Annotated in this window: 10 protein-coding genes, 1 tRNA gene, 2 rRNA genes, 1 pseudogene and 1 riboswitch; of the genes and pseudogenes, 1 reads left to right on the forward strand and 13 read right to left on the reverse strand. The window is 46.9% G+C overall.

The genetic code is table 11. The features are described 5' to 3' along the window. Window positions 1–27: 27 nt before the first annotated feature. The 6 genes from ACGTIC_RS12710 to ACGTIC_RS12735 form a co-directional block, all read right to left on the reverse strand. Window positions 28–2,939 (reverse strand): 23S ribosomal RNA (locus ACGTIC_RS12710). A gap of 197 nt (window positions 2,940–3,136) precedes the next feature. Then, window positions 3,137–4,704, reverse strand: a 16S ribosomal RNA gene (locus ACGTIC_RS12715). Together the 16S and 23S rRNA genes form the textbook arrangement of a ribosomal RNA operon. Before the next feature lie 588 nt (window positions 4,705–5,292). Continuing rightward, window positions 5,293–6,519 carry a CaiB/BaiF CoA-transferase family protein gene (locus ACGTIC_RS12720; RefSeq protein WP_159897822.1) on the reverse strand — a complete coding sequence of 409 codons (1,227 nt, stop codon included), beginning with the start codon at window positions 6,517–6,519 and terminating at the stop codon, window positions 5,293–5,295. Window positions 6,520–6,590: 71 nt separating this feature from the next. Continuing rightward, entirely contained in the window at window positions 6,591–8,873 is a 2,283-nt protein-coding gene (locus tag ACGTIC_RS12725; RefSeq protein WP_113856256.1) for a xanthine dehydrogenase family protein molybdopterin-binding subunit, read from the reverse strand. Then, window positions 8,870–9,337 carry a (2Fe-2S)-binding protein gene (locus ACGTIC_RS12730; RefSeq protein WP_059076127.1) on the reverse strand — a complete coding sequence of 156 codons (468 nt, stop codon included), beginning with the start codon at window positions 9,335–9,337 and terminating at the stop codon, window positions 8,870–8,872. The genes ACGTIC_RS12725 and ACGTIC_RS12730 overlap by 4 nt, the downstream gene beginning before the upstream one ends. After that, window positions 9,337–10,122 (reverse strand): xanthine dehydrogenase family protein subunit M, encoded by a 786-nt coding sequence (locus ACGTIC_RS12735; RefSeq protein WP_059076126.1) that lies wholly within the window; start codon window positions 10,120–10,122, stop codon window positions 9,337–9,339. Before ACGTIC_RS12735 ends, ACGTIC_RS12730 begins: the two co-directional genes overlap by 1 nt. 142 nt (window positions 10,123–10,264) lie before the next feature. Continuing rightward, window positions 10,265–10,381: riboswitch (FMN riboswitch) on the forward strand. A gap of 116 nt (window positions 10,382–10,497) precedes the next feature. Between ACGTIC_RS12735 and ribB the strand changes: the two are divergent. After that, window positions 10,498–11,103, forward strand: a pseudogene (ribB, locus tag ACGTIC_RS12740) (3,4-dihydroxy-2-butanone-4-phosphate synthase); the annotation flags it as partial. 5 nt (window positions 11,104–11,108) lie between these two features. Here the strand turns inward: ribB and ACGTIC_RS12745 are convergent. The 7 genes from ACGTIC_RS12745 to ACGTIC_RS12775 all read right to left on the reverse strand — a co-directional run bounded on the left by ACGTIC_RS12745 (window position 11,109) and on the right by ACGTIC_RS12775 (window position 20,497). After that, the gene (locus ACGTIC_RS12745; protein WP_113856257.1) at window positions 11,109–11,783 is read right to left on the reverse strand and encodes a CpXC domain-containing protein; all 675 of its coding nucleotides are present in this window, start codon (window positions 11,781–11,783) and stop codon (window positions 11,109–11,111) included. A 142-nt stretch (window positions 11,784–11,925) separates the two neighbouring features. After that, complete coding sequence (locus ACGTIC_RS12750) at window positions 11,926–15,084, reverse strand: BTAD domain-containing putative transcriptional regulator (RefSeq protein ID WP_162816285.1); 3,159 nt, start codon at window positions 15,082–15,084, stop codon at window positions 11,926–11,928. 121 nt (window positions 15,085–15,205) lie between these two features. Further along, window positions 15,206–16,540, reverse strand: coding sequence for an acetyl-CoA hydrolase/transferase family protein (locus tag ACGTIC_RS12755; protein ID WP_113856259.1), 1,335 nt, complete (start codon window positions 16,538–16,540; stop codon window positions 15,206–15,208). 25 nt (window positions 16,541–16,565) lie between these two features. Then, window positions 16,566–17,774, reverse strand: coding sequence for an MFS transporter (locus ACGTIC_RS12760; RefSeq protein WP_075581500.1), 1,209 nt, complete (start codon window positions 17,772–17,774; stop codon window positions 16,566–16,568). Window positions 17,775–17,931: 157 nt separating this feature from the next. Beyond that, window positions 17,932–19,650, reverse strand: coding sequence for a hypothetical protein (locus ACGTIC_RS12765; RefSeq protein ID WP_113856260.1), 1,719 nt, complete (start codon window positions 19,648–19,650; stop codon window positions 17,932–17,934). Between the two features lie 315 nt (window positions 19,651–19,965). Further along, window positions 19,966–20,056 (reverse strand) — tRNA-Ser (locus ACGTIC_RS12770). Window positions 20,057–20,194: 138 nt separating this feature from the next. Further along, a complete protein-coding gene (locus ACGTIC_RS12775) occupies window positions 20,195–20,497 on the reverse strand; it encodes an MTH1187 family thiamine-binding protein (RefSeq protein WP_059076119.1) in 303 nt (100 codons plus the stop codon). Window positions 20,498–20,524 lie beyond the last annotated feature (27 nt).

Consider the following 20,524-nt stretch of genomic DNA (forward strand, 5'->3'; position numbering starts at 1 on the left):
AGAAAACGTATTCCTTACCTTACCTTTTAAGTCAAGTCCTCGGTCTATTAGTACCGGTCCGCTCCGTACATCACTGTACTTCCACTCCCGGCCTATCTACCACATCGTCTCTGTGGGACCTTACTTACTTGCGTAATGAGAAACCTCATCTCTAGGCTGGTTTCACGCTTAGATGCTTTCAGCGTTTATCCGTCCCCGACGTAGCTACCCAGCTGCACAACTGGCGTCATGACTGGTACACCATTGGTCGGTCCACTCCGGTCCTCTCGTACTAGGAGCAGCCCCTTTCAAGTTTCTTCCGCCCGCGATGGATAGGGACCGAACTGTCTCACGACGTTCTGAACCCAGCTCGCGTACCACTTTAATGGGCGAACAGCCCAACCCTTGGGACCTACTTCAGCCCCAGGATGTGATGAGCCGACATCGAGGTGCCAAACCTCCCCGTCGATATGGACTCTTGGGAGAGATAAGCCTGTTATCCCCAGGGTAGCTTTTATCCGTTGAGCGATGGCTATTCCACTCTATGCCACCGGATCACTAAGCCCGACTTTCGTCCCTGCTCGACCTGTCCGTCTCGCAGTCAAGCTCCCTTCTGCCTTTGCACTCTTCGTGCGGTTTCCGTCCGCACTGAGGGAACCTTTGGGCGCCTCCGTTGCTCTTTCGGAGGCGACCGCCCCAGTCAAACTGCCCGCCTGAGACTGTCCGCAAGCTCGTTACGCTTCTCGTTAGAATTCCAATAAAACAAGGTTGGTATCCCACCATCGGCTCCGCGAATACTGGCGTACTCGCTTCTCCGCCTCCCAACTATCCTGTACATCTCCTACCAGAATTCAATCTCAGGTTACAGTAAAGCTCCATGGGGTCTTTCTGTCCAGTCGCGGGTAACCTGCATCTTCACAGGTACTTCAATTTCACCGGGTCCCTCGTTGAGACAGTGCCCAAATCGTTACACCTTTCGTGCGGGTCGGAACTTACCCGACAAGGAATTTCGCTACCTTAGGACCGTTATAGTTACGGCCGCCGTTTACTGGGGCTTCAATTCTCTGCTTCGCTTGCGCTAACAAGTCCTCTTAACCTTCCAGCACCGGGCAGGTGTCAGCATCTATACGTCAGGTTTCCCTTTAGCAGACGCCTGTGTTTGTGGTAAACAGTCGCTTGGGCCTCTCTTCTGCCGCCTGCCTTAGCTCCGTGCGCTTCTGCACTTCACTGACTACAGGCTATCCTTTTCCCGAAGTTACGGATATATTTTGCCGAGTTCCTTAACGAGGGTTGTCCCGCGCACCTTAGAATTCTCTTCCTGCCTACCTGTGTCGGTTTCGGTACGGGTGCTGCCGTTCTCACTAGAAGCTTTTCTTGGCAATATAGTGCCGGCCCCTTCGCTTCTGTCTCCAGAAGCTCCCCATCACATCTCGGCCTTATGGAAGACGGATTTGCCTGTCTCCCGACCTACCTGCTTGGACGTGCTCTTCCAGTCGCACGCGCGCTTTCCTTCTTGCGTCACTCCGTCGCTCAAACAAACGGCTGCAGTACAGGAATCTCAACCTGTTGTCCATCTCCTACGCGTCTCCGCCTCGGATTAGGTCCCGACTTACCCTGGGTCGACGAGCGTTGCCCAGGAACCCTTAGGCTTTCGGTGGAAAGGATTCTCACCTTCCTTTTCGCTACTCATACCGGCATTCTCTCTTCCTGCCTGTCCACGGCTCCTTCCGGTACCGCTTCTCCCATGCAGGAACGCTCCCCTACCCATGTATCTACATACATGCCAAAGCTTCGGTTCCGTACTTCAGCCCCGGTCATCTTCGGCGCAGAGTCTCTCGACCAGTGAGCTATTACGCACTCTTTTAATGGTGGCTGCTTCTGAGCCAACATCCTGGTTGTTTTCGAAATTCCACATCCTTCACCACTTAGTACGGCATTGGGGACCTTAGCTGTTGGTCTGGGCTGTTTCCCTCTTGACTACGGGTCTTATTACTCGCAGTCTGACTCCCATGTATAAGTACAGCCATTCGCAGTTTGATTAGGTTCAGTAGCCGGATAGGCCCCTACCCTGTTCAGTGCTCTACCGCCTGTACTCTCTCCATGAGGCTAGCCCTAAAGCTATTTCGGGGAGAACCAGCTATCTCCACGTTCGATTGGCATTTCACCCCTACCCACATCTCATCCAAAAGCTTTTCAACGCTCACTGGTTCGGTCCTCCACACATTTTTACCTGTGCTTCAACCTGGACATGGGTAGATCACTGTGGTTTCGGGTCTACTCCCTCCAACTCATCGCCCTCTTCAGACTCGCTTTCGCTGCGGCTCCGCATTTCCTGCTTAACCTCGCTGGACGAAGTAACTCGCCGGTTCATTCTTCAATAGGCACGCCGTCGCACGTATATAGTGCTCCGACTGCTTGTAGACATACGGTTTCAGGTTCTCTTTCATTCCCCTCCCGGGGTTCTTTTCACCTTTCCCTCACGGTACTATGCGCTATCGGTCTATATCAGTGTTTCGCCTTGGAGGGTGGTCCCCCCTGCTTCCCACAAGGTTCCTCGTGTCTCGTGGTACTCTGGATCCTGCTCCCTGCATCTGCTTGCGCTTACGAGGCTCTCACTCTCTCTGGCTGAGCTTCCCAGCTCATTCTGCTTCGCTCGTGCAGTTTTCCGCAGTCCGCAACCCCGGATTGGTTTCCCATCCCGGTTTGGGCTCTGCCCCTTTCGCTCGCCGCTACTCAGGGTATCTCTTTTGATTCCTTTTCCTCCGGCTACTTAGATGTTTCAGTTCACCGGGTGCCCTTCCTCTTAAGAGGATGACGTGACTCCTCACGCCGGGTTTCCCCATTCGGACATCTGCGGGTCAAAGGTTACTTGCACCTCACCGCAGCTTATCGCAGCTTATCGCGTCCTTCTTCGGCTGATATAGCCAAGGCATCCGCCGTACGCCCTTACTTACTTGACTTGCTCTTTTTTTCTAAGGTTCGTTAAGTCTCTTTTCTTTTCAAAAAAGAGGTGTTTCTTCGTTTTCTATACAGTTGTCAAGGTACGTCTGAGAGGATGGCCTCTCAAAACTAAACAATGCTTCATACTCTGCCAGAATGCCGACCTAAGAATCGTCAGAAGTCTGACTTTCGTCTTCCTTCCGGCCTCTATCCCTAGAAAGGAGGTGATCCAGCCGCACCTTCCGATACGGCTACCTTGTTACGACTTCACCCCAATCATCGCCCCCACCTTCGACGGCTGGTTCCTTGCGGTTGCCTCACCGGCTTCGGGTGTGAATGACTTTCGTGGTGTGACGGGCGGTGTGTACAAGGCCCGGGAACGTATTCACCGCAGTATGCTGACCTGCGATTACTAGCGATTCCTCCTTCATGCAGGCGGGTTGCAGCCTGCAATCCGAACTGGGACTCTGTTTTTGGGGTTTGCTCCAGGTCGCCCTTTCGCTTCCCTCTATTAAGAGCCATTGTAGTACGTGTGTAGCCCAAGCCATAAGGGGCATGATGACTTGACGTCATCCCCGCCTTCCTCCGCATTGTCTGCGGCAGTCTCTCCTGAGTCCCCACCATCACGTGCTGGTAACAGAAGATAGGGGTTGCGCTCGTTGCGGGACTTAACCCAACATCTCACGACACGAGCTGACGACAGCCGTGCACCACCTGTTTTCTCGTCCTCCGAAGAGGAACTGGATATCTCTATCCATTGCGATCAATGTCAAGGCTTGGTAAGGTTCTTCGCGTTGCGTCGAATTAAACCACATACTCCACCGCTTGTGCGGGCCCCCGTCAATTCCTTTGAGTTTCAGCCTTGCGGCCGTACTCCCCAGGCGGGGTACTTATTGCGTTAACTCCGGCACAGAAGGGGTCGATACCTCCTACACCTAGTACCCATCGTTTACGGCCAGGACTACCGGGGTATCTAATCCCGTTCGCTCCCCTGGCTTTCGTGCCTCAGCGTCAGTTGTCGTCCAGAAAGCCGCTTTCGCCACTGGTATTCCTCCTAATATCTACGCATTTCACCGCTACACTAGGAATTCTGCTTTCCTCTCCGATACTCCAGTCTCCCAGTTTCCGTCCCCTCACGGGGTTGAGCCCCGCACTTTTAAGACAGACTTAAGAGACCGCCTGCGCACCCTTTACGCCCAATAATTCCGGACAACGCTTGCCACCTACGTATTACCGCGGCTGCTGGCACGTAGTTAGCCGTGGCTTTCTCTTACGGTACCGTCACAACAGGATGGTATTAGCATCCCGCCCGTTCGTCCCGTATAACAGAGCTTTACAACCCGAAGGCCGTCTTCACTCACGCGGCGTTGCTCCGTCAGACTTTCGTCCATTGCGGAAGATTCCCCACTGCTGCCTCCCGTAGGAGTCTGGGCCGTGTCTCAGTCCCAATGTGGCCGTTCATCCTCTCAGACCGGCTACTGATCGTCGCCTTGGTGGGCCGTTACCCCTCCAACCAGCTAATCAGACGCAAGCCCCTCCTGCAGCGATAGCATATTCAGAGGCCATCCTTTCAAGCTGCCCCCCATGCGGGAGCTGCTTCGTATTCGGTATTAGCAGCCGTTTCCAGCTGTTGTCCCCATCTGCAGGGCAGGTTGCTTACGCGTTACTCACCCGTTTGCCACTCGATTCCATAAAAAGCAAGCTTTCCATGTCCTCTCGTTCGACTTGCATGTGTTAAGCACGCCGCCAGCGTTCGTCCTGAGCCAGGATCAAACTCTCCATGATATGTGAAGAGCACTAGCTCATTCTTACTATTGTTGGTTTGTTACTCATTGTTTGACGTTCTATCTCTAGAACCTCGCACTACCGAGTTAATCTCGGTATAAGTGATTCGCTCATGTTTGCGCGTCGCCTTACGGCTCCTTCAAACATGGCTCTCTACTTATCTGGCGTTCATTCGTATGTTGCATTGTTCAGTTTTCAAAGGTCATCTGCCAGCCGCATGATTGAGATGAAGGAAGTTCATCGCTCATCGCGGCGACTCATATATCTTAACAAACTCACGGGAGTTTGTCAAGCACTTTTTTGAAATACTTTGTCTGTCTTTTGTGCGAGGACATCCTATTTTTCTGTCCTCTATCATCTGACAGCCATTGTATTTTACCACCTGTTACCACATCTGTCAAGCTGTATTTTTCAATTCAAAATGACTTTATAGCAAAAAGCACGCAAAACATCCCTCTTCACAAAAGGATTCTTTTTTGTTTTCTTTCCGCACGCTCGTATCAGCTGGTTCTTTTATAATACCATTGAATTCAATAAAAGTCAACAAAATATGTATGGATTATACAGAAATCTCATCAATAAAGAAATTCATGTCTTTGCATGGTCCCTTACAATGCCACGGGCAATATATTCTTCAATTTCTTCATCCGTATACTCATATTCCCGTAAAATTTCCCGGCTATGTTCTCCCAGAAGCGGTGCTGGAGACGCCGGACGTCTTGCTTCCTCAAAAGTGATTGGTGTATTAGGCAATACGGCAGACCGCCCATTATTAAAATGCCGTTCGTACAAATTCCCATTAGCCCAGGCTTGTTGATTTTCCGTAATATCCCGGAAGTGCCCAACATTATCATAAACGATATCTGCAGCCGTCAACACCGGGCCCCAGTCCGCTCTTTTTTTCTTCAAGAACGCTCGTTGCACTAAATCTATAAATTCACCAGCATGACACTGTACAGCAGCAAACGTATTAAACCGTTCATCATCGATCAGCGTATCCAGATCAAGGATATGACATAATGCCGGATAGTACCGTTCATAATCCATGATACATAATTCCAGCCATTCACCATCGGCACATTCGTAGGGAATACACACAGGACTCGGCTGTTCATTCCGTTTTCTCGGATAGACGTTGCCATATGCCTTTTGCGCAGCGACGGCAGGAAAGCCCGTAAGCCAGGAAGCAGTTCCCAATAAAGAAATCTCTACTTTATCCCCTTTACCGGTCCGCGCTTGTTTGTATAATGCAGCGCATAGTCCGCCCGCCATAATCGATCCTGTCGTCATGTCGCCAACAGCATGAAACGGAGTGAGAGGCGCCATTCCCGGCTGGCCATAATCCTGCATAAGTCCGCTCCGGGCCCAAAAAGCCGCAATGTCAAAGCCCGGCCTTTCCGCTTCCGGTCCCTTGTTACCGTACCCGCTCAGATGCCCCCAGATAAGGCGTGGATATGTCTGATGCAATACTTTCCAGGTAAGAGACATAGCACGCAGAGCGGTCATCCTGTAATTCGTCATAAAGACATCGGCATCTGCCAGTAGACGATGCAGAATTTCCATCCCTTTTTCTGTACGAAGATTCAGGGATATACTCCGCTTATTACTATTATTAACATCCCAGCAGGGATTTTCATCTTCTGTACAGGGAACCTGGGCTATTTCTCCGTATCGCCGCCACGAATCCCCCTTAAAAGATTCTACTTTTATGACATTGGCTCCCCAGTCAGCCAGTATCCGCGCCGCAGCCGGTACGGCTGCATAGGTCGATAAATCAACTATTTTTACGCCCGTCAATGGTAATTGTTCATCCATACAAATTATGTCTCCCGTAAAATCCGGGCAGTCCGCTGCCTGATACAACGACTGCCCAGTATATACTATCATTATTTTTTATCTTTTAAGCCAAGGTATACTTTTTCTGCTGTAATGGGCAACTCAGTAAAACGTATTCCCGTTGCCTGATAAACGGCCTCTGCAATAGCCGGAGCCGGCGTATTTATGACAATTTCGCCAATAGACTTGGCCCCAAAAGGACCATTCGGTTCGTAACTAGGTGCAAATTCTACGCGTATTTTGCCTATATCCATACGGCTCGGGATTCTATATTGCATAAACGAATTATTCTGGATTCTTCCCAGAGAATCAAATTGAACGTTTTCCATCAACGTCATGCCAATTCCCTGCACAAGACCACCTTCTGTTTGTACCCTGGCCAATGCCGGATTAATGACGGTCCCGCAGTCGACAACAGCCGCATAATCTACTAAATCAATATGACCGGTTTCCAGATCGACATCGACAACTGCTGCAGCTGCCATGTAAGGCGGTGGAGAGGTAGGGGAATAATGGGTTTCCGTAGCTTCCAAGGCAATATCATTCGTAATCATGGCTGCATTCCCCAGATCCTGCCGTGTTACCCTCCGGCCACTGGCAGGATCTGTTACCGCATCACCAGTAAATTCCAAATTTGAAGGATCGTCGCAATCCAGCATGAGTGCCGCTTTTTCTTTTATCTTTTGGATCAGTGACCGGCAGGTTTTTACGACAGCCATCCCCGTCAGATACGTCGTCGAAGATGCATAGGAACCACTGTCGTATGGCGAAGTATCCGTATCGACACCACGGGTTACAATCTCATCGACAGAGCAATTGAGACATTCCGCAGCTATCTGCGCCAATATGGTATCGCATCCTGTCCCCATATCAGTCGCTCCAATGGATAAGGTATAAAATCCATCGTCATTCACTTTTATTGTCGCCGAAGCCACGTCCACATTGGAAATACTAGACCCCTGCATAGCCAGTGCCAGACCGGCCGCGCGGATTTTGCCATCGGGAAGCACATGCCGCGGATATACATGCTCCCAACCGATCATAGCCTGAACCCGTTTCAGGCATTCTCCCAGATTGCAGCTCAGTGCTGTTTCGTTGAAATATGCCGGCATCCTTTCACCTTGCTGTACGATATTTTGAAGCCGCAGTGCTCCCGGATCCATGTGTAGTCTGTCTGCCAATTCATTCACAGCCGATTCCAGTGCAAAAATCCCCTGGGTAGCACCATACCCCCTGTATGCTCCGGCAGCAATCGTGTTGGTATACACGGCGGTATACCGGAACCGGAATGCAGAGAAACGATTGTATAAAGGAATCGATTTATGTCCCGACAACGTGACCGTCGTCGGGCTGTGGTCACCATACGCACCACCGTTCCAGAGCGATTCCACAGAAATCACCTGGATAATACCATCCCGGGAAGCCCCCAAACGCACGTGAACATCTGCTTCATGCCGGGGAGAGGAAACCGTCATGGCCTCTTCCCGCGTATAGGCCATATACGCCCGTTTTCCCGTACGCATAGTAATCAGAGCAGGATAACATTCCATGACAACCGTCTGCTTGGCACCAAAGCCTCCTCCGATACGTGGCTTAACTACACGGATTTTCGATTTGGGAATTTCCAGGGCTGTCGCGACAATGCGTCGTACATGAAAGGGAACCTGCGTCGAACTGACAATGACCAGACGGCCAAATTCATCCAAATACGTATACGCCCGGAATGTTTCCATCATAGACTGCTGTACTTGTTTTGTATGATAGATCCGGTCAATCACAACATCCGATTTCTGGAATGCCGTATCGACATCGCCCCAGTCTTCTTCCGCCTGGGCAATAATATTTCGTCTGTTATCACCACCGACCGGTACACGTGGGTTCCAGTCATCTTCCGGATGAACCACAATAGGATTATCCACGGCCTGCCGGAAGTCGAGAAGAGGCTCCTGTATGTCATATTCCACCTTTATCATGCGCATAGCCTTATCCACACATGCCGCATCACGCCCGGCTACAAGAGCCACTGGGTCTCCAACATATCGTATCTGTCTATCCAGTATAAGCCGGTCATACGGACTGAGTTCCGGATAGGTCTGGCCGGCAATAGTAAACCGCGTCTTAGGGACATCCTCTGCTGTCAGGATGCATTCAATGCCCGGAACGGTCAGGGCAGCTTTCGTGTCAACATGACGTACGATGGCTCTGGCATGAGGGCTGCGCAGAGCTTTGACGATTAGACAGCCTTCCGGTGCTAAATCTTCCGTATAAGCCGGTTTTCCTGTCATCAGTTGCAGGGCATCTTTTTTCATAACCACCCGGTTGATTTCTCTCATAACCGCATCCCCTTTCCTTTTTCTGTCAGATACCGTTTCAATGCCCTCATATGACTGACATATCCCGTACATCGGCAGAGATTGCCTGCCAGGTATTCTTTGATTTCTTCTTCTCCAGGATTATCTAATTCTCTTGCCATAGCCAGCACATTCATGACAAAACCGGGATTACAAAATCCACACTGATCGCTGCCTTCTTGTCCCATATATCGGGCAAATTCCTGTGCTTCATCCTGCAGTCCTTCCAGTGTCATAACATGCTTTCCGTCAATGCGGGCGGCCAGCACGGCACAGGACAGTACCGGTTTTTCCTCCAGCCATACCGTACATAATCCGCATGCTGTCGTTTCACAACCGCATTTGACGCTATAACATCCCTTTTTACGCAATAATTCATACAGCATCTGTCCTGGTAAAATTTCATCACTTTCCATCTTTCCATTAAGCCAGTACTGAATTCTCATTAGTCTCCCTCCCCTGCCGTCTGTAATAACAACCGCCTGCACAGAACCATCGCCATATCATGCCGGTATATGCGGCTGGCCCGCATATTATCTTCAAAAGATAAAGAATCCGCCACTTCACGGGCCGCCCGTTCCGCTTCCTCCCCGGTCATTCCCGTACCTGCCGGAAGACATCGTACCTGTGCTCTCATCGGTCGTGCTCCCACACTGCAGGAGACGCTATCTGCTGTGCGGGATACGGCACAGGCCAGGACAGGAAAATCGGTCGCGTTCAGCCGCAGCGAAGCATAGGCCGTCCGCCGTTTCTTTTTAGGGAGATATATGCCTTTTAAAATATCCGTATCTGCCGTCTTTTCCGCAAAAAGAGACAGGGGTATTCGTCCGCCTTTATATAAATCGGCTTCTGCATCCAAAGCCAGAAAGAGTGTCAATACATCAGAAAAGCCAAACCGGCCCCAGATGCTCCCTCCTACCGTCGCCATATTGCGAAATTGTGTACCCACAATATGACGCAATGCTTCCTTCATAGCCCCCTGGGTATACGTTTCCAGTGATTCAGAAATTTCCAGTTGGCGCAATGGCACCATAGCTCCAATATAAAATGCTTCTTCTGTTTCGCGTATTTCATCCAGTCCCAAATCCATCAAATCAATTGCCGTTGCCACCCTGCGGCGGGGAGACATGCGCAGCCAGCAACCGCCACCCAGGATAACCGCTGACCGTTTCTGATTTAACTGCCAGGCTTCCTCCAGGCTTTTTGCTTTAACATAATGAGCTATATTCATACCGTTCCTCCTGTTCAGCGCATGCAGATTCTATATCTGCCTGACCGTTTTTGTCTATTTTGATTTTCATAATGATATCTTTTTGATTCTTTAAATTTCTCCTGCTACATAGTTGCAATGCGTAAAATTAATGGTATAATAAAAATGTCTTCAGGGCAGGGTGCAATTCCCGACCGGCGGTATAGTCCGCTAGCGCTTTGGCGCATGATTTGGTGCAATTCCAAAACCGACCGTATAGTCTGGATGGAAGAAGGCAATCTCAGGCTGCGTCCGCAGTCTGTCTGATGCTGTGCCTGTATGCCCTGACCGTCCTGGTCAGGGTTATTTTTTTGCTGAAGACAATTCCCAATACCCTTATATACGGAGGCATGCATTATGACAATGAAACGAACGTACAACACTATCGATGAAGCACTGGATGCTTTGCGCCAGGGCCGGATTATCATCGCCACAGATGATCCGGACAGAGAAAATGAAGGTGATTTTATCTGCGCCGCCCAGTACTGCACAACAGAAAATATGAATTTCATGGCGACTCATGGAAAAGGTCTCATCTGCCTTCCCATCAGTTCGGCCTTTGCAGAAAAACTTGCTCTGCCGCCTATGGTAGCCCGGAATACGGACAACCATGAAACGGCCTTTACCGTCTCCATAGACCACGTAGAAACAACAACGGGTATTTCCGCAGTGGAACGGGCTTATACGGCGCGGATGCTGGCAGAAGATGCTTCCCGTCCGTCAGACTTCCGTCGTCCCGGGCATATGTTTCCCCTCATCGCCAAAGAAGGCGGACTTTTCACCCGCGGCGGACATACAGAAGCCACGGTAGATCTCATGCGTCTCGCTGGCCTGAAAGAAGCCGGATTATGCTGTGAAATCATGGCCGAAGACGGAACCATGATGCGTACACCTCAGTTATGGCACCTGGCAGATATGTATCATCTGCCCTTCATTACATTGAAAGATATCAAAGACTACATGGCCCGTCAGGCAAATAAATCCTGATGGTCCTTTACAAAGGAAACTGCCCATTGGGGTGTGATTTCCAGCATGTCATCCGGCGGCAGCGCCTCTCCCAGATCACGCTCCAGTGCCTGATACGTTTGGTGCATGGAATCATTAAACGGAAGCATGCCTGATTTCTGCTGGCTCTGGTCAGCAAAATGAAAGGCATCGCCCGATTCACTGTGAGTAAATTCAATCAGGCTGGCATGAATCGGGCTGGCCTGTGCTGCCAGAAAAGATTGAATCATTACTTTCATGATTTCTATTACTCTGTCATCGTATCCGGCGTCAAAAATGGCAAGTTTTTCCAGTAACTGCGCCCGCTGGCGGATAAGGCGATAGCGGAATGCCTTCATGAATTCATATTCCGGCTTCTGCAGTGACTGATGCATATTTGTCACATCTCCTCCGCCGGGAGCATAATAAATGACCAGGCGCAGATTGCTCTGAATATAAAGGAAATCATAATCGAGATATGTTTCATGTCCGCACTTCGGACACTGAAACCGAAAGAGAGATAAATCCCGTACTTTATCCCGAAGTTCGGGATTTTTGTCTATCTGTATGCGGTCCCATATTTTAAACCGGCTTTTCTTGCCACAGGCAGGACATTCCAGATTGCGGTTATAATGATCCGCATGTTTCACAGTTTCCATGATGAAGGCTCCTATTGATAAAAATATAAGTTTAATTCCATTATAGGCCAGAGCTTTTTCCTTGTCTATGCACAAATGAATATCTTACCCATAATTGAAAGCCCTGTCCAGCTTCTTGAATGCTGCACAGGGCTTTTTCATCTCACTTTATAAACTTTTGGTATATGTTTTTCGTCCGCTCCGATATGGGCATATGCAAATCCCGTTCCAGTACCTGGCAGCAGTTGCGATACCATTTCTCTACCATAACCGTGTCTTTCTGACTCCCATAACTGCGCAGTAAAATACGATACCCTTCTTCCCAGCAAGGGTCCACGGTCAATATCCATTCTGCTTGTTTTTCTGCCTGTTCATACCGGTTCTGGTCCAGATAAGATACGGCCAGGCGGGTGCCACTATTCAGGGCCAGCAATTTTAATTGATCCCGCTTCTGTAACAAGACTTCTCCTAATATTTCACCACTGAGATATTCTCCTTTATACAAATCCAGCCCTTCCCGGATCAAAACCTGTCCTTCATCTGTTTTTTGGGGAAGCATTTGCAGCCCTTTCTTTACTAATTCTTCAAAATTCCGGATATCAAGATGGCAGTCGTTGAATGCTGTAAATTGCAGACTTGTCTTATTTTTACGGATAAATGTGCTCGGCATCCGTGGCCGGCGTTCCGGTTCCAATGTATTAAGCAGACAGTTCAATGTCACTTTAAAGTTATTGCGTCCTGTCCGTTCGTCCGCATCAGGCCATAAAATATTCATAAGTTTTTCCCGGCTCATGGGGATATCATAAAATGAGATTAGCAGTAAAAACAACTGCTTGGCCGACTGCCTGGTCCAATCTCCTGACAAAATCTGTCTTCCTTGGAACATAAGAGATAAGCCTCCAAAGGTAGTAATGACAGAATTAAGAGGAGTCACAGTATTTGCCGCAGGCCGGATCATCTGATGATAAGACTGCAGCGTATCACAGCTCATGTTTCCCAGATTCCCTAAAATGGACTTTTTCTCCATCAGGAACTCATAATGATAGACACGACAGTATGTCACAAATTTCTGATAAAAATTTAAGAATAATCCGGGCTTTTCTAATTGTTGATAGCTGTGACTAAAATATAAAAAGCAGGCTGTCTGTCCCAAAGTATCCCGGCATTTCTGATACAATGCTAACGCTTTTTCCAAATAGGGAAGCCCTTTACTGGCACAATGGCTGAATACAGCTCCCATACCCAGTGTCAGGTACAAAATAGCCGAAAACCAGGCATCCTTCCCTTTCTGTGTGATAGCCAATGCATAGCGTCCGATTCGTTCCGCTTCGCTCCAATTACCATCCAACGAAGCCATCAGGCTTTGTCCCCAGTATATTTCTGTCTTACCCCTTTCAATAGGAAGTTGTTCTGCCAGTTCCAATGCTTTTTCATATTTTTGTTTACAAATATCCTTGTTATGACGATAATCCAGTAACAAGGCATGCCCCATACGGACATAACTAATGACAGCGATAAACCGGGAATGGATAGCCTGTGCGTACTGGATAGCTTTATCAGCATACTGCAGAGCCTGTTCCATATCTCCCTGAATAGAATAACATAATGACAAAATCAGTGAACTGTCACGAAAAGATACGGGAGCACGGTCCAACCGGTCCAGATTATCTCTTTGTAATATCTGACAGACATTCCTGATTTTTCCCGTTCGCAGCCATATGCGCGCCTGAAGATTATTTCTATCGCCATGATCAAAGGGAACTACTTTGTGCCGCAATAACAGATACCGCTCTGCCAGCCGTGAGTTTCCATGATTAATCATATTTTCACTCATGAGATACAGAAGTTCTCCCTTTTTTTCTTCCTGTCCTTCTGGTAATGCCTTATAAGCCTGATGCAGATATCTCTGGGCTTCAACAGGCTGAATAATATCCAGATAAATTTCGCCCAGGCCGCGGCAGCTTTCGCTTTCTCCTACAGAATTTTTCTCTATGGCAAACAACTGATCGGATTGCTCATACCAGTAAACCGCTTTTTCGTACTCACCTGCCAGACGTGCCATGTCGCCAAGTGAAATAAAGATACGAGGATCCTTCCGGTATGGAACGGGAATTTTCTCAATATAATGGCAAAATATTCTCTGCCGGCCTGACACCATCCAATGACGGCCTACTCTGGCGAGAATGTCCAAGGCCCGTTTCCAATCCGTACAAAGGATACAAAAATGCAATGCCCACTCATAATTATTTTTCCTCAGATAATATAAAGCAAAAGACTGGTATAATTTCCGCTTATCGGGCAGCTCAGCTTCCGCTTTCTGCTGCAAAAAAGCCCGGAACAGAGAATGATACTGATAGACTCCATGATCTGACTGCTTGGCCAGCAGTCCCTTTTGAGATATATCCTGTAACAGCTTCGATTCTGAACCAGATTGTATGATATTCTGGCAAAAATCCAAATCAAAATACTCTACCAAAGATGTTTTAAGCATGAAATTCTGTAATTCTTCTGGCTGCCGGTTAAAAAAATCATAGCTCAGATACTCAAAAAACCGTTGCAGGTTCAGTGATTTTTTTTGTAGATAATTTTCATATTGTCCGGCATCTTCGCACCATTGCGCTGCCAGCATCTTTATAACAATAGCCCAGCCTTCCGTTTTTTTGAAAATCGCATGAATATCTTTATCTTGCACATGGGTCAATTGTGATTTTTGAAATAGCTTTTTTATCTCATCAGGCGAAAACAACAGATCTGTTGGAAATACATCTTTGGCCTGACCGTGCAGTCTCATCCGTTCCAAAACCGGCAGACTGACATACTCCCGCGAAAGCAGCATAATATGAAGCCGCACAGGAAGGTTAGCCATAAAGCGGTCGAAAAATTTTAAGACATCTGTATCATGAATATATTGCCAATCATCAATGACCATATAGACCGGTACATCTGTATCTGGCTGGTGTGCCTGCAGGCCCGATAAGAACAAGAATAATATGAAACGCCAATCAATCTTCTTTTCATTTGCCAGTCTCTGGCAGAACCACTCGTTGAATCCAGGATAAAACCGGTCCAGGCTCCCCGCCAGATAAATTGCAAAAATATATAACGTATCATCTTCCGGTCCCAGACAATACCAGCCTGGGGGTTCTGCCTGTCCCTGCCAGTATTGTATCATGGCAGTAGTTTTCCCATATCCGGCACCTGCCGTAATGACTGTCACGGGACATGATTTCATACCATCTAGTTTTTGATTGAACCTGAGCCGTGGAATGATGATATCATCTACTGCTGGCATAGATATTTTTGTTGGCAGGATTTTTCTCATAATGCACCGACCTCTGACAATATACTCTCGTTCCATTATATCAGATTTAAAGAGACACGTAAGCACCGTTACGCCCAAAAATGCATAACGGTGCTCTTATCAATAAGTAGTCCCGACTTATCTACCAAATCATGTATTTGTCAACAGCTTTGCGCAGTTCATCGCGAAAATCAGGATGTGCTATGCGGATCAAGGATTCGGCACGCTGCTTAATATTTAAACCGCGCAGCCAGGCCACACCATATTCCGTAACAACGTAATCGGTATCATTGCGCGATGTCGTAACCGCCGCCCCTGGAGCCAGGAAAGGAACAATTTTAGAATGGAGAATGGGCTTGCCATCGGCATCTTTTGTCGTGTACGTAGAATGCATGGCAATAATGGACTTGCCTCCTGGTGACATTTGTGCCCCCTGAACAGTTTCAGACTGACCACCCGTTCCGGACCACTGCAGATTTCCCACGGTTTCCGACGCGCACTGACCGGTCAGGTCGATTTCCAGGCTGGCATTAATGGAAACAAACTTGTTATTCCGGCTAATCGTATAGGGATCATTACTGAAGGTGCTCGACTTAAAAAGGACCGAAGGGTTATTGTCAATAAAATCATATAACCGCTGGCTTCCCATCGTAAATGAGCAGACAGAATATCCATTCATAAACCCTTTTTGCGAATTGTCTACAGCGCCGCATTCAATCAAATCAACCATCGTTTCCGTAAACATTTCCGTATGAATCCCCAAATGTTTCTTTGCTTTCAGTTCATTGGCTACTGCATTGGGAATATTGCCAATACCCAGCTGGATTGTGGATCCATCTTCTATGAGATCTGCAATATACCTGCCAATAGCCGCATCTGTTTCAGTATATGGCGCCAGTTTGGCACAGGGAATCGGCCGGTCTGATTCTACAACAGCTGCAACCTCAGAAACATGGACCAGTGTATCACCAAACGTTCTTGGGAAATTAGGATTGACTTCTACAATAGTCAGCGCTCCCGCATTAATCAGATCGCGTTCATAAATGGCGCTGACAGAAAGTGTCATATAACCATTCTTATCCATAGGAGATACGGTTGCCAGAACAACAGGGCGTCGTCCTTCGTATCGGATCCGGTCTAAGGTATGGCGTAAAATAGTCGTAGACCGCTGTGGCACGGCACTCGTCAATTTTTCCTTCTGGGATTGACGCAGGGGGCCGCAGAAAAACCAGCCATTATGGAACATGATTCCTTTCATTTCCTGATCATGGAGCCATGGATAATCCTTTAAGGGAAGACAGGTATTAATAATCGTATCTCTAACTCCCGTTTTTTTTAAGTACTGAAGTTTATCGAGAATAGCTGCCGGTTCCCCTGAAGCCTGGGCACTAAACATGTAGTCACGGCTTTGAATCAATTGGAGTGCCTGTTCTGCTGTCATTTTTTTCTGTTCATACATTGTTTCATATTGTGTCATGATATGACCTCCTATATAATATGTGTTATTTTTTGCTACGTGATTTTCCTGTTTCTGGTAATAAGAAAGAGCCAATAAAAGCAGTTGCGCTAAAGACAACGGCTACCGTAAGACCTGCCGTATAGCCTGATGAATCGATAATGGCCCCGATGATGAAAAAAACAATCGTTTCGATGATATACGCAATTGCCCAGAAAATCCCCATGATTTTTGTAAGCTTAACAGGCGTCATATCGGGTAATTCTTGAGGAATCATGAATAAGGAAGTGACCGGAATAAACATGAGATTACCGATTGCAAAGGCGGCAATCAAGGCAATGACGCCATTTTCAGTCGTAAACATGAGTATGCCAAAAGCCGTAAGTAAAAAACCGCAAAGCCGGATGACAGGCAGCCGTTTATAATACACCTTGGACAGCAATATAGTAATAATAGTACCAACGATGCCGCCAAAAGCAACGACGATGCTCAGCGTCTTAGAATCGATGACGGTCGTGCCGGATATGGGGAAAATACATAGCAATACAATATAAAATGTTAGAATTCCAGAATATGTAGCCGGATAAATCCAATTAAACTTATGGCTCAGAGCCGTAGCAAAACTATAGGACTCCGTTGAAGCCTCATTTGAATTATTTGTCGTATTGATAGCAAAGTCCTGACCTACGAAGAGCCATAAAATAAAAAGCACACCACTAATTGCGGCAAAAAATGCCATACTCATCTGCCAGGTCTGCATCATGGCAATAACCGGGCCGACGACCATCATAGCCAGCATACCGCCTACATTATAAGCCACGCTGTTGATGGCATTGACTGTAGGACGCGTTTCCGGCTTAAAATAATGGATGACGACAGGGCTGAAATAGACGACGTAAACGGCACCACCAAAGCCCATAATGAACCGGCCAATAATGAATACCCAGTACTGGGGCGCCAAGATAGCCAGCGCACTGCCAAAAACAATCATGCCGGAGCCGATTGCAATGGCTTTTTTGGGCAGGAATTTGATGAGAATCGCCGCTGCGCAAAAATTACCAATAATTTTAGCTACTGTGATGGCATTTGATATAAACGTAGCTGACATAAAAGAATCCAAATGGAAATATTTCATAATTTCCGGAGTCAGGGTCGTACCAGCAATCCAATTAACAGCAAATAATGCATATGTACAAAACATGATTGCTTCAATCAGATTTGCTCTCCCTGATGAAGTAGAAACAGAACCAGACATAAATTTTTCTCCTTTCTCTTTGAACCTGACGCGATATCGCAAAAGCTTTACTTATAGTATACAAAAACAGGTAACAAAGCAGTTACAAAACAAAAAAAGAGTTGTAACAAAATGAGCAAAAACTCATTTCATTACAACTCTCCTTACGTCAATGCAATCAGTCTTTCTGGCGGACTAATTTGCTCTGATTAAACGTATCCACCATTTCAAAATGATCGGCATCGCTAAATTTCAATGTTTCTACACCAAAATCATTTTTCCCCTTCATATCCAAAATCATACTTCCCTTACCTGTTTCCGGGTCAATCTTTACATTCGACAATTCATACGAATAGGACGAGTTCATACCATTAGGACGTATAATTTCCATCGTTCCCTTTTTGACAACCCACGTATAGCCACCTTTGACCGGTTCCTTCCATGTTCCCAGGAACATATCTTTAGGGTCGGCTTTAATCGCCTGTCCATCTGCATCCAGATAGGTGACCTTAGGCTGATTATTGTTATTTTCAGAATATTCAAACTGACGACCATAGTACTTAGTAGTCCCATACAATTTCAAATAGGTCGGGTTGCCCGATTTATCAAAATATTTAGCTTCTGTTCTATTACGCTGGCTGTCATATTTGTATTTCACAGCAGCAATATCTGTCTTTGTTGACATACCACCATTACTCAGGACTTTTTCATCTATGTTCAGAGCTTCCCCATTTTTAAAGTAGCTTATCTGGCTGATGTTACTGTTTTCATCATAGTCCATCTTTAATTCATCAGGCCCTTTAGTATTACTTATAACAAGGGGCAGGCTTTGTCCATCAGCGCCGATAAACTTCAAATCGATAATACGATCCGCGTCATCATAGGTCATATCCAGTTCGGCAACGCCCTTGGCACCATCCTTAACAGGAGCAGCCTGTCCATCTATACCCAGGAACTGGATTTTGACCGGACCGGCATGTTTGTCATCATATGTATATTTTGTTTCTGCCCCAGCTTCTATCAGACCATCTTTCATCTGTTGCAATTTGTCATTAAGCGAAGTGGGACCAAGAAAAACAAATAGGCTCTTCTGAGCACTGCCATCGAGATCACCGGCTTCATTGTACAACTTACGGCTGATGACACGGCCTTTTTTATCGTAGGAAAAAGCAATACGGGCGTATTTGTTTTTATTGTTCTTCACTACACCGTTATTATCCCGGATTTCTATGGAGTCCAATACATCCGTTTTTTCTTTGTCATACACAAATCCTAGTATGCTGGCACCCAGATATCCATTAACCACTTTTCCATCCTTATTCATATAGGTAATGGTATCAATATTCCCTTTTTTATCGTAGGCAATCTTCGCCTGTGCTACACTTCCTAGAGAATTATTATCGCCTTCAGAATTATAATAATATTTCTTTTCTGCTTTTCCTTTATTTTCTCCATCTTTTGCTATCTGATAACGGATAGAAGCTTCACCGTGGTTCCCTACCCCCGCCTTGCCGGTCACACGTTCATACTTTTCTTTAATGTAACCATCCTGGCTGTAGTCAAGCTGAATCCGTGCTGCCGTAACAGCCGTCATGTTACCAACGGTAGATTTCCAATGTATATCGATGGGAGCATTACCAGCTTTAGCCGTAACACTTACGATTTTATCTTTTGTCGCGTCATCCTTGCCCATTTCGACATAGTAAAAAATGCCGCCTTTCTTAGCTTTTGAGTCGTCAACCCGGTCTTTGATAACGAATTCGCCGTTCGGCTTGATTGCAACGTTTTTGTAATAGCCAGTAGATACCTTATCGCTTCCCGTTCCACAACCAGCCAGCATAAGGGAACATAATCCGGCAAGTATAAGTCCAAAAATTTTGATACGCTTACTAATCAACTCTCATCATCCTTTCTGTTTTTAAATGCCATTCTTTTTAATTCGTCGTGCTATATACCGCATCTCCCCTCCGTCCCATGCGAATGCCAGTACATTCTATCGTAGACCGCCCTTTCCGAAAGGACATTTCCATAACAAAAAGAATATGGCACGCAGTATTTCTCAGAATTCACCATTCAGAGCTCATTCTTGTTTTATTATAATACAATAACACAAAAATGTCACAATTATTTAGATACAAATCATGTAATACGATGTCGGGCGCAAAAAAAGAACACCTGGGAAAACTTCCCAGGTGCTCTCTGTCCAGTAATCTGGCGGAGTGAGAGAGATTCGAACTCTCGCAGGCCTTACGACCTCTAACGATTTAGCAAACCGTCCTCTTCAGCCTCTTGAGTATCACTCCATATGCAACTGACTAGATTAGTATACACGTTTTTGTATTATCTGTCAAGGGCATTATCTGGCAGGAACAGGCGGTAATCGTAAATAAAATCGTCCCGTGCCTGCCAGGATACGGCCCATGAGAATGGCAAATTCCTGCCTATTTCCCTTCTATGGCCTTATTCAGCCGGTCTATCTTCCCATCCATCATATTCGTATATCCGGGACGGATATCTGCTTTCAGAACGACCGACGTACGAATTCCTTTATCGGTAAAATACTGAGTCGCCTTTTTGACGACAGCCATGACGTCATCCCATTCTCCTTCAATTTCTGTGAACATAGAGTACGTGTGGCACTTTAAACCTGAATTACGGATGATTTTGACAACTTCAGCCACATAAGGTGCATATTCGTCACCAGTACCACTGGGAGCAATGCAGACAGCAACGAGTGTATTCATGGTAAAACCCCTCCTCATAAAATAATG

Origin of the sequence: Megasphaera hexanoica, from assembly GCF_043520715.1 — a bacterium.
Taxonomy (GTDB): Bacteria; Bacillota; Negativicutes; order Veillonellales; family Megasphaeraceae; genus Megasphaera; species Megasphaera hexanoica.

Coding starts and splice junctions, on each gene's coding strand:
- ACGTIC_RS12720 (WP_159897822.1), bottom strand. CDS start 6,519: ATGGATGAACAATTACCATTGACGGGCGTAAAAATAGTTGATTTATCG.
- ACGTIC_RS12725 (WP_113856256.1), bottom strand. CDS start 8,873: ATGAGAGAAATCAACCGGGTGGTTATGAAAAAAGATGCCCTGCAACTG.
- ACGTIC_RS12730 (WP_059076127.1), bottom strand. CDS start 9,337: ATGAGAATTCAGTACTGGCTTAATGGAAAGATGGAAAGTGATGAAATT.
- ACGTIC_RS12735 (WP_059076126.1), bottom strand. CDS start 10,122: ATGAATATAGCTCATTATGTTAAAGCAAAAAGCCTGGAGGAAGCCTGG.
- ACGTIC_RS12745 (WP_113856257.1), bottom strand. CDS start 11,783: ATGGAAACTGTGAAACATGCGGATCATTATAACCGCAATCTGGAATGT.
- ACGTIC_RS12750 (WP_162816285.1), bottom strand. CDS start 15,084: ATGAGAAAAATCCTGCCAACAAAAATATCTATGCCAGCAGTAGATGAT.
- ACGTIC_RS12755 (WP_113856259.1), bottom strand. CDS start 16,540: ATGACACAATATGAAACAATGTATGAACAGAAAAAAATGACAGCAGAA.
- ACGTIC_RS12760 (WP_075581500.1), bottom strand. CDS start 17,774: ATGTCTGGTTCTGTTTCTACTTCATCAGGGAGAGCAAATCTGATTGAA.
- ACGTIC_RS12775 (WP_059076119.1), bottom strand. CDS start 20,497: ATGAATACACTCGTTGCTGTCTGCATTGCTCCCAGTGGTACTGGTGAC.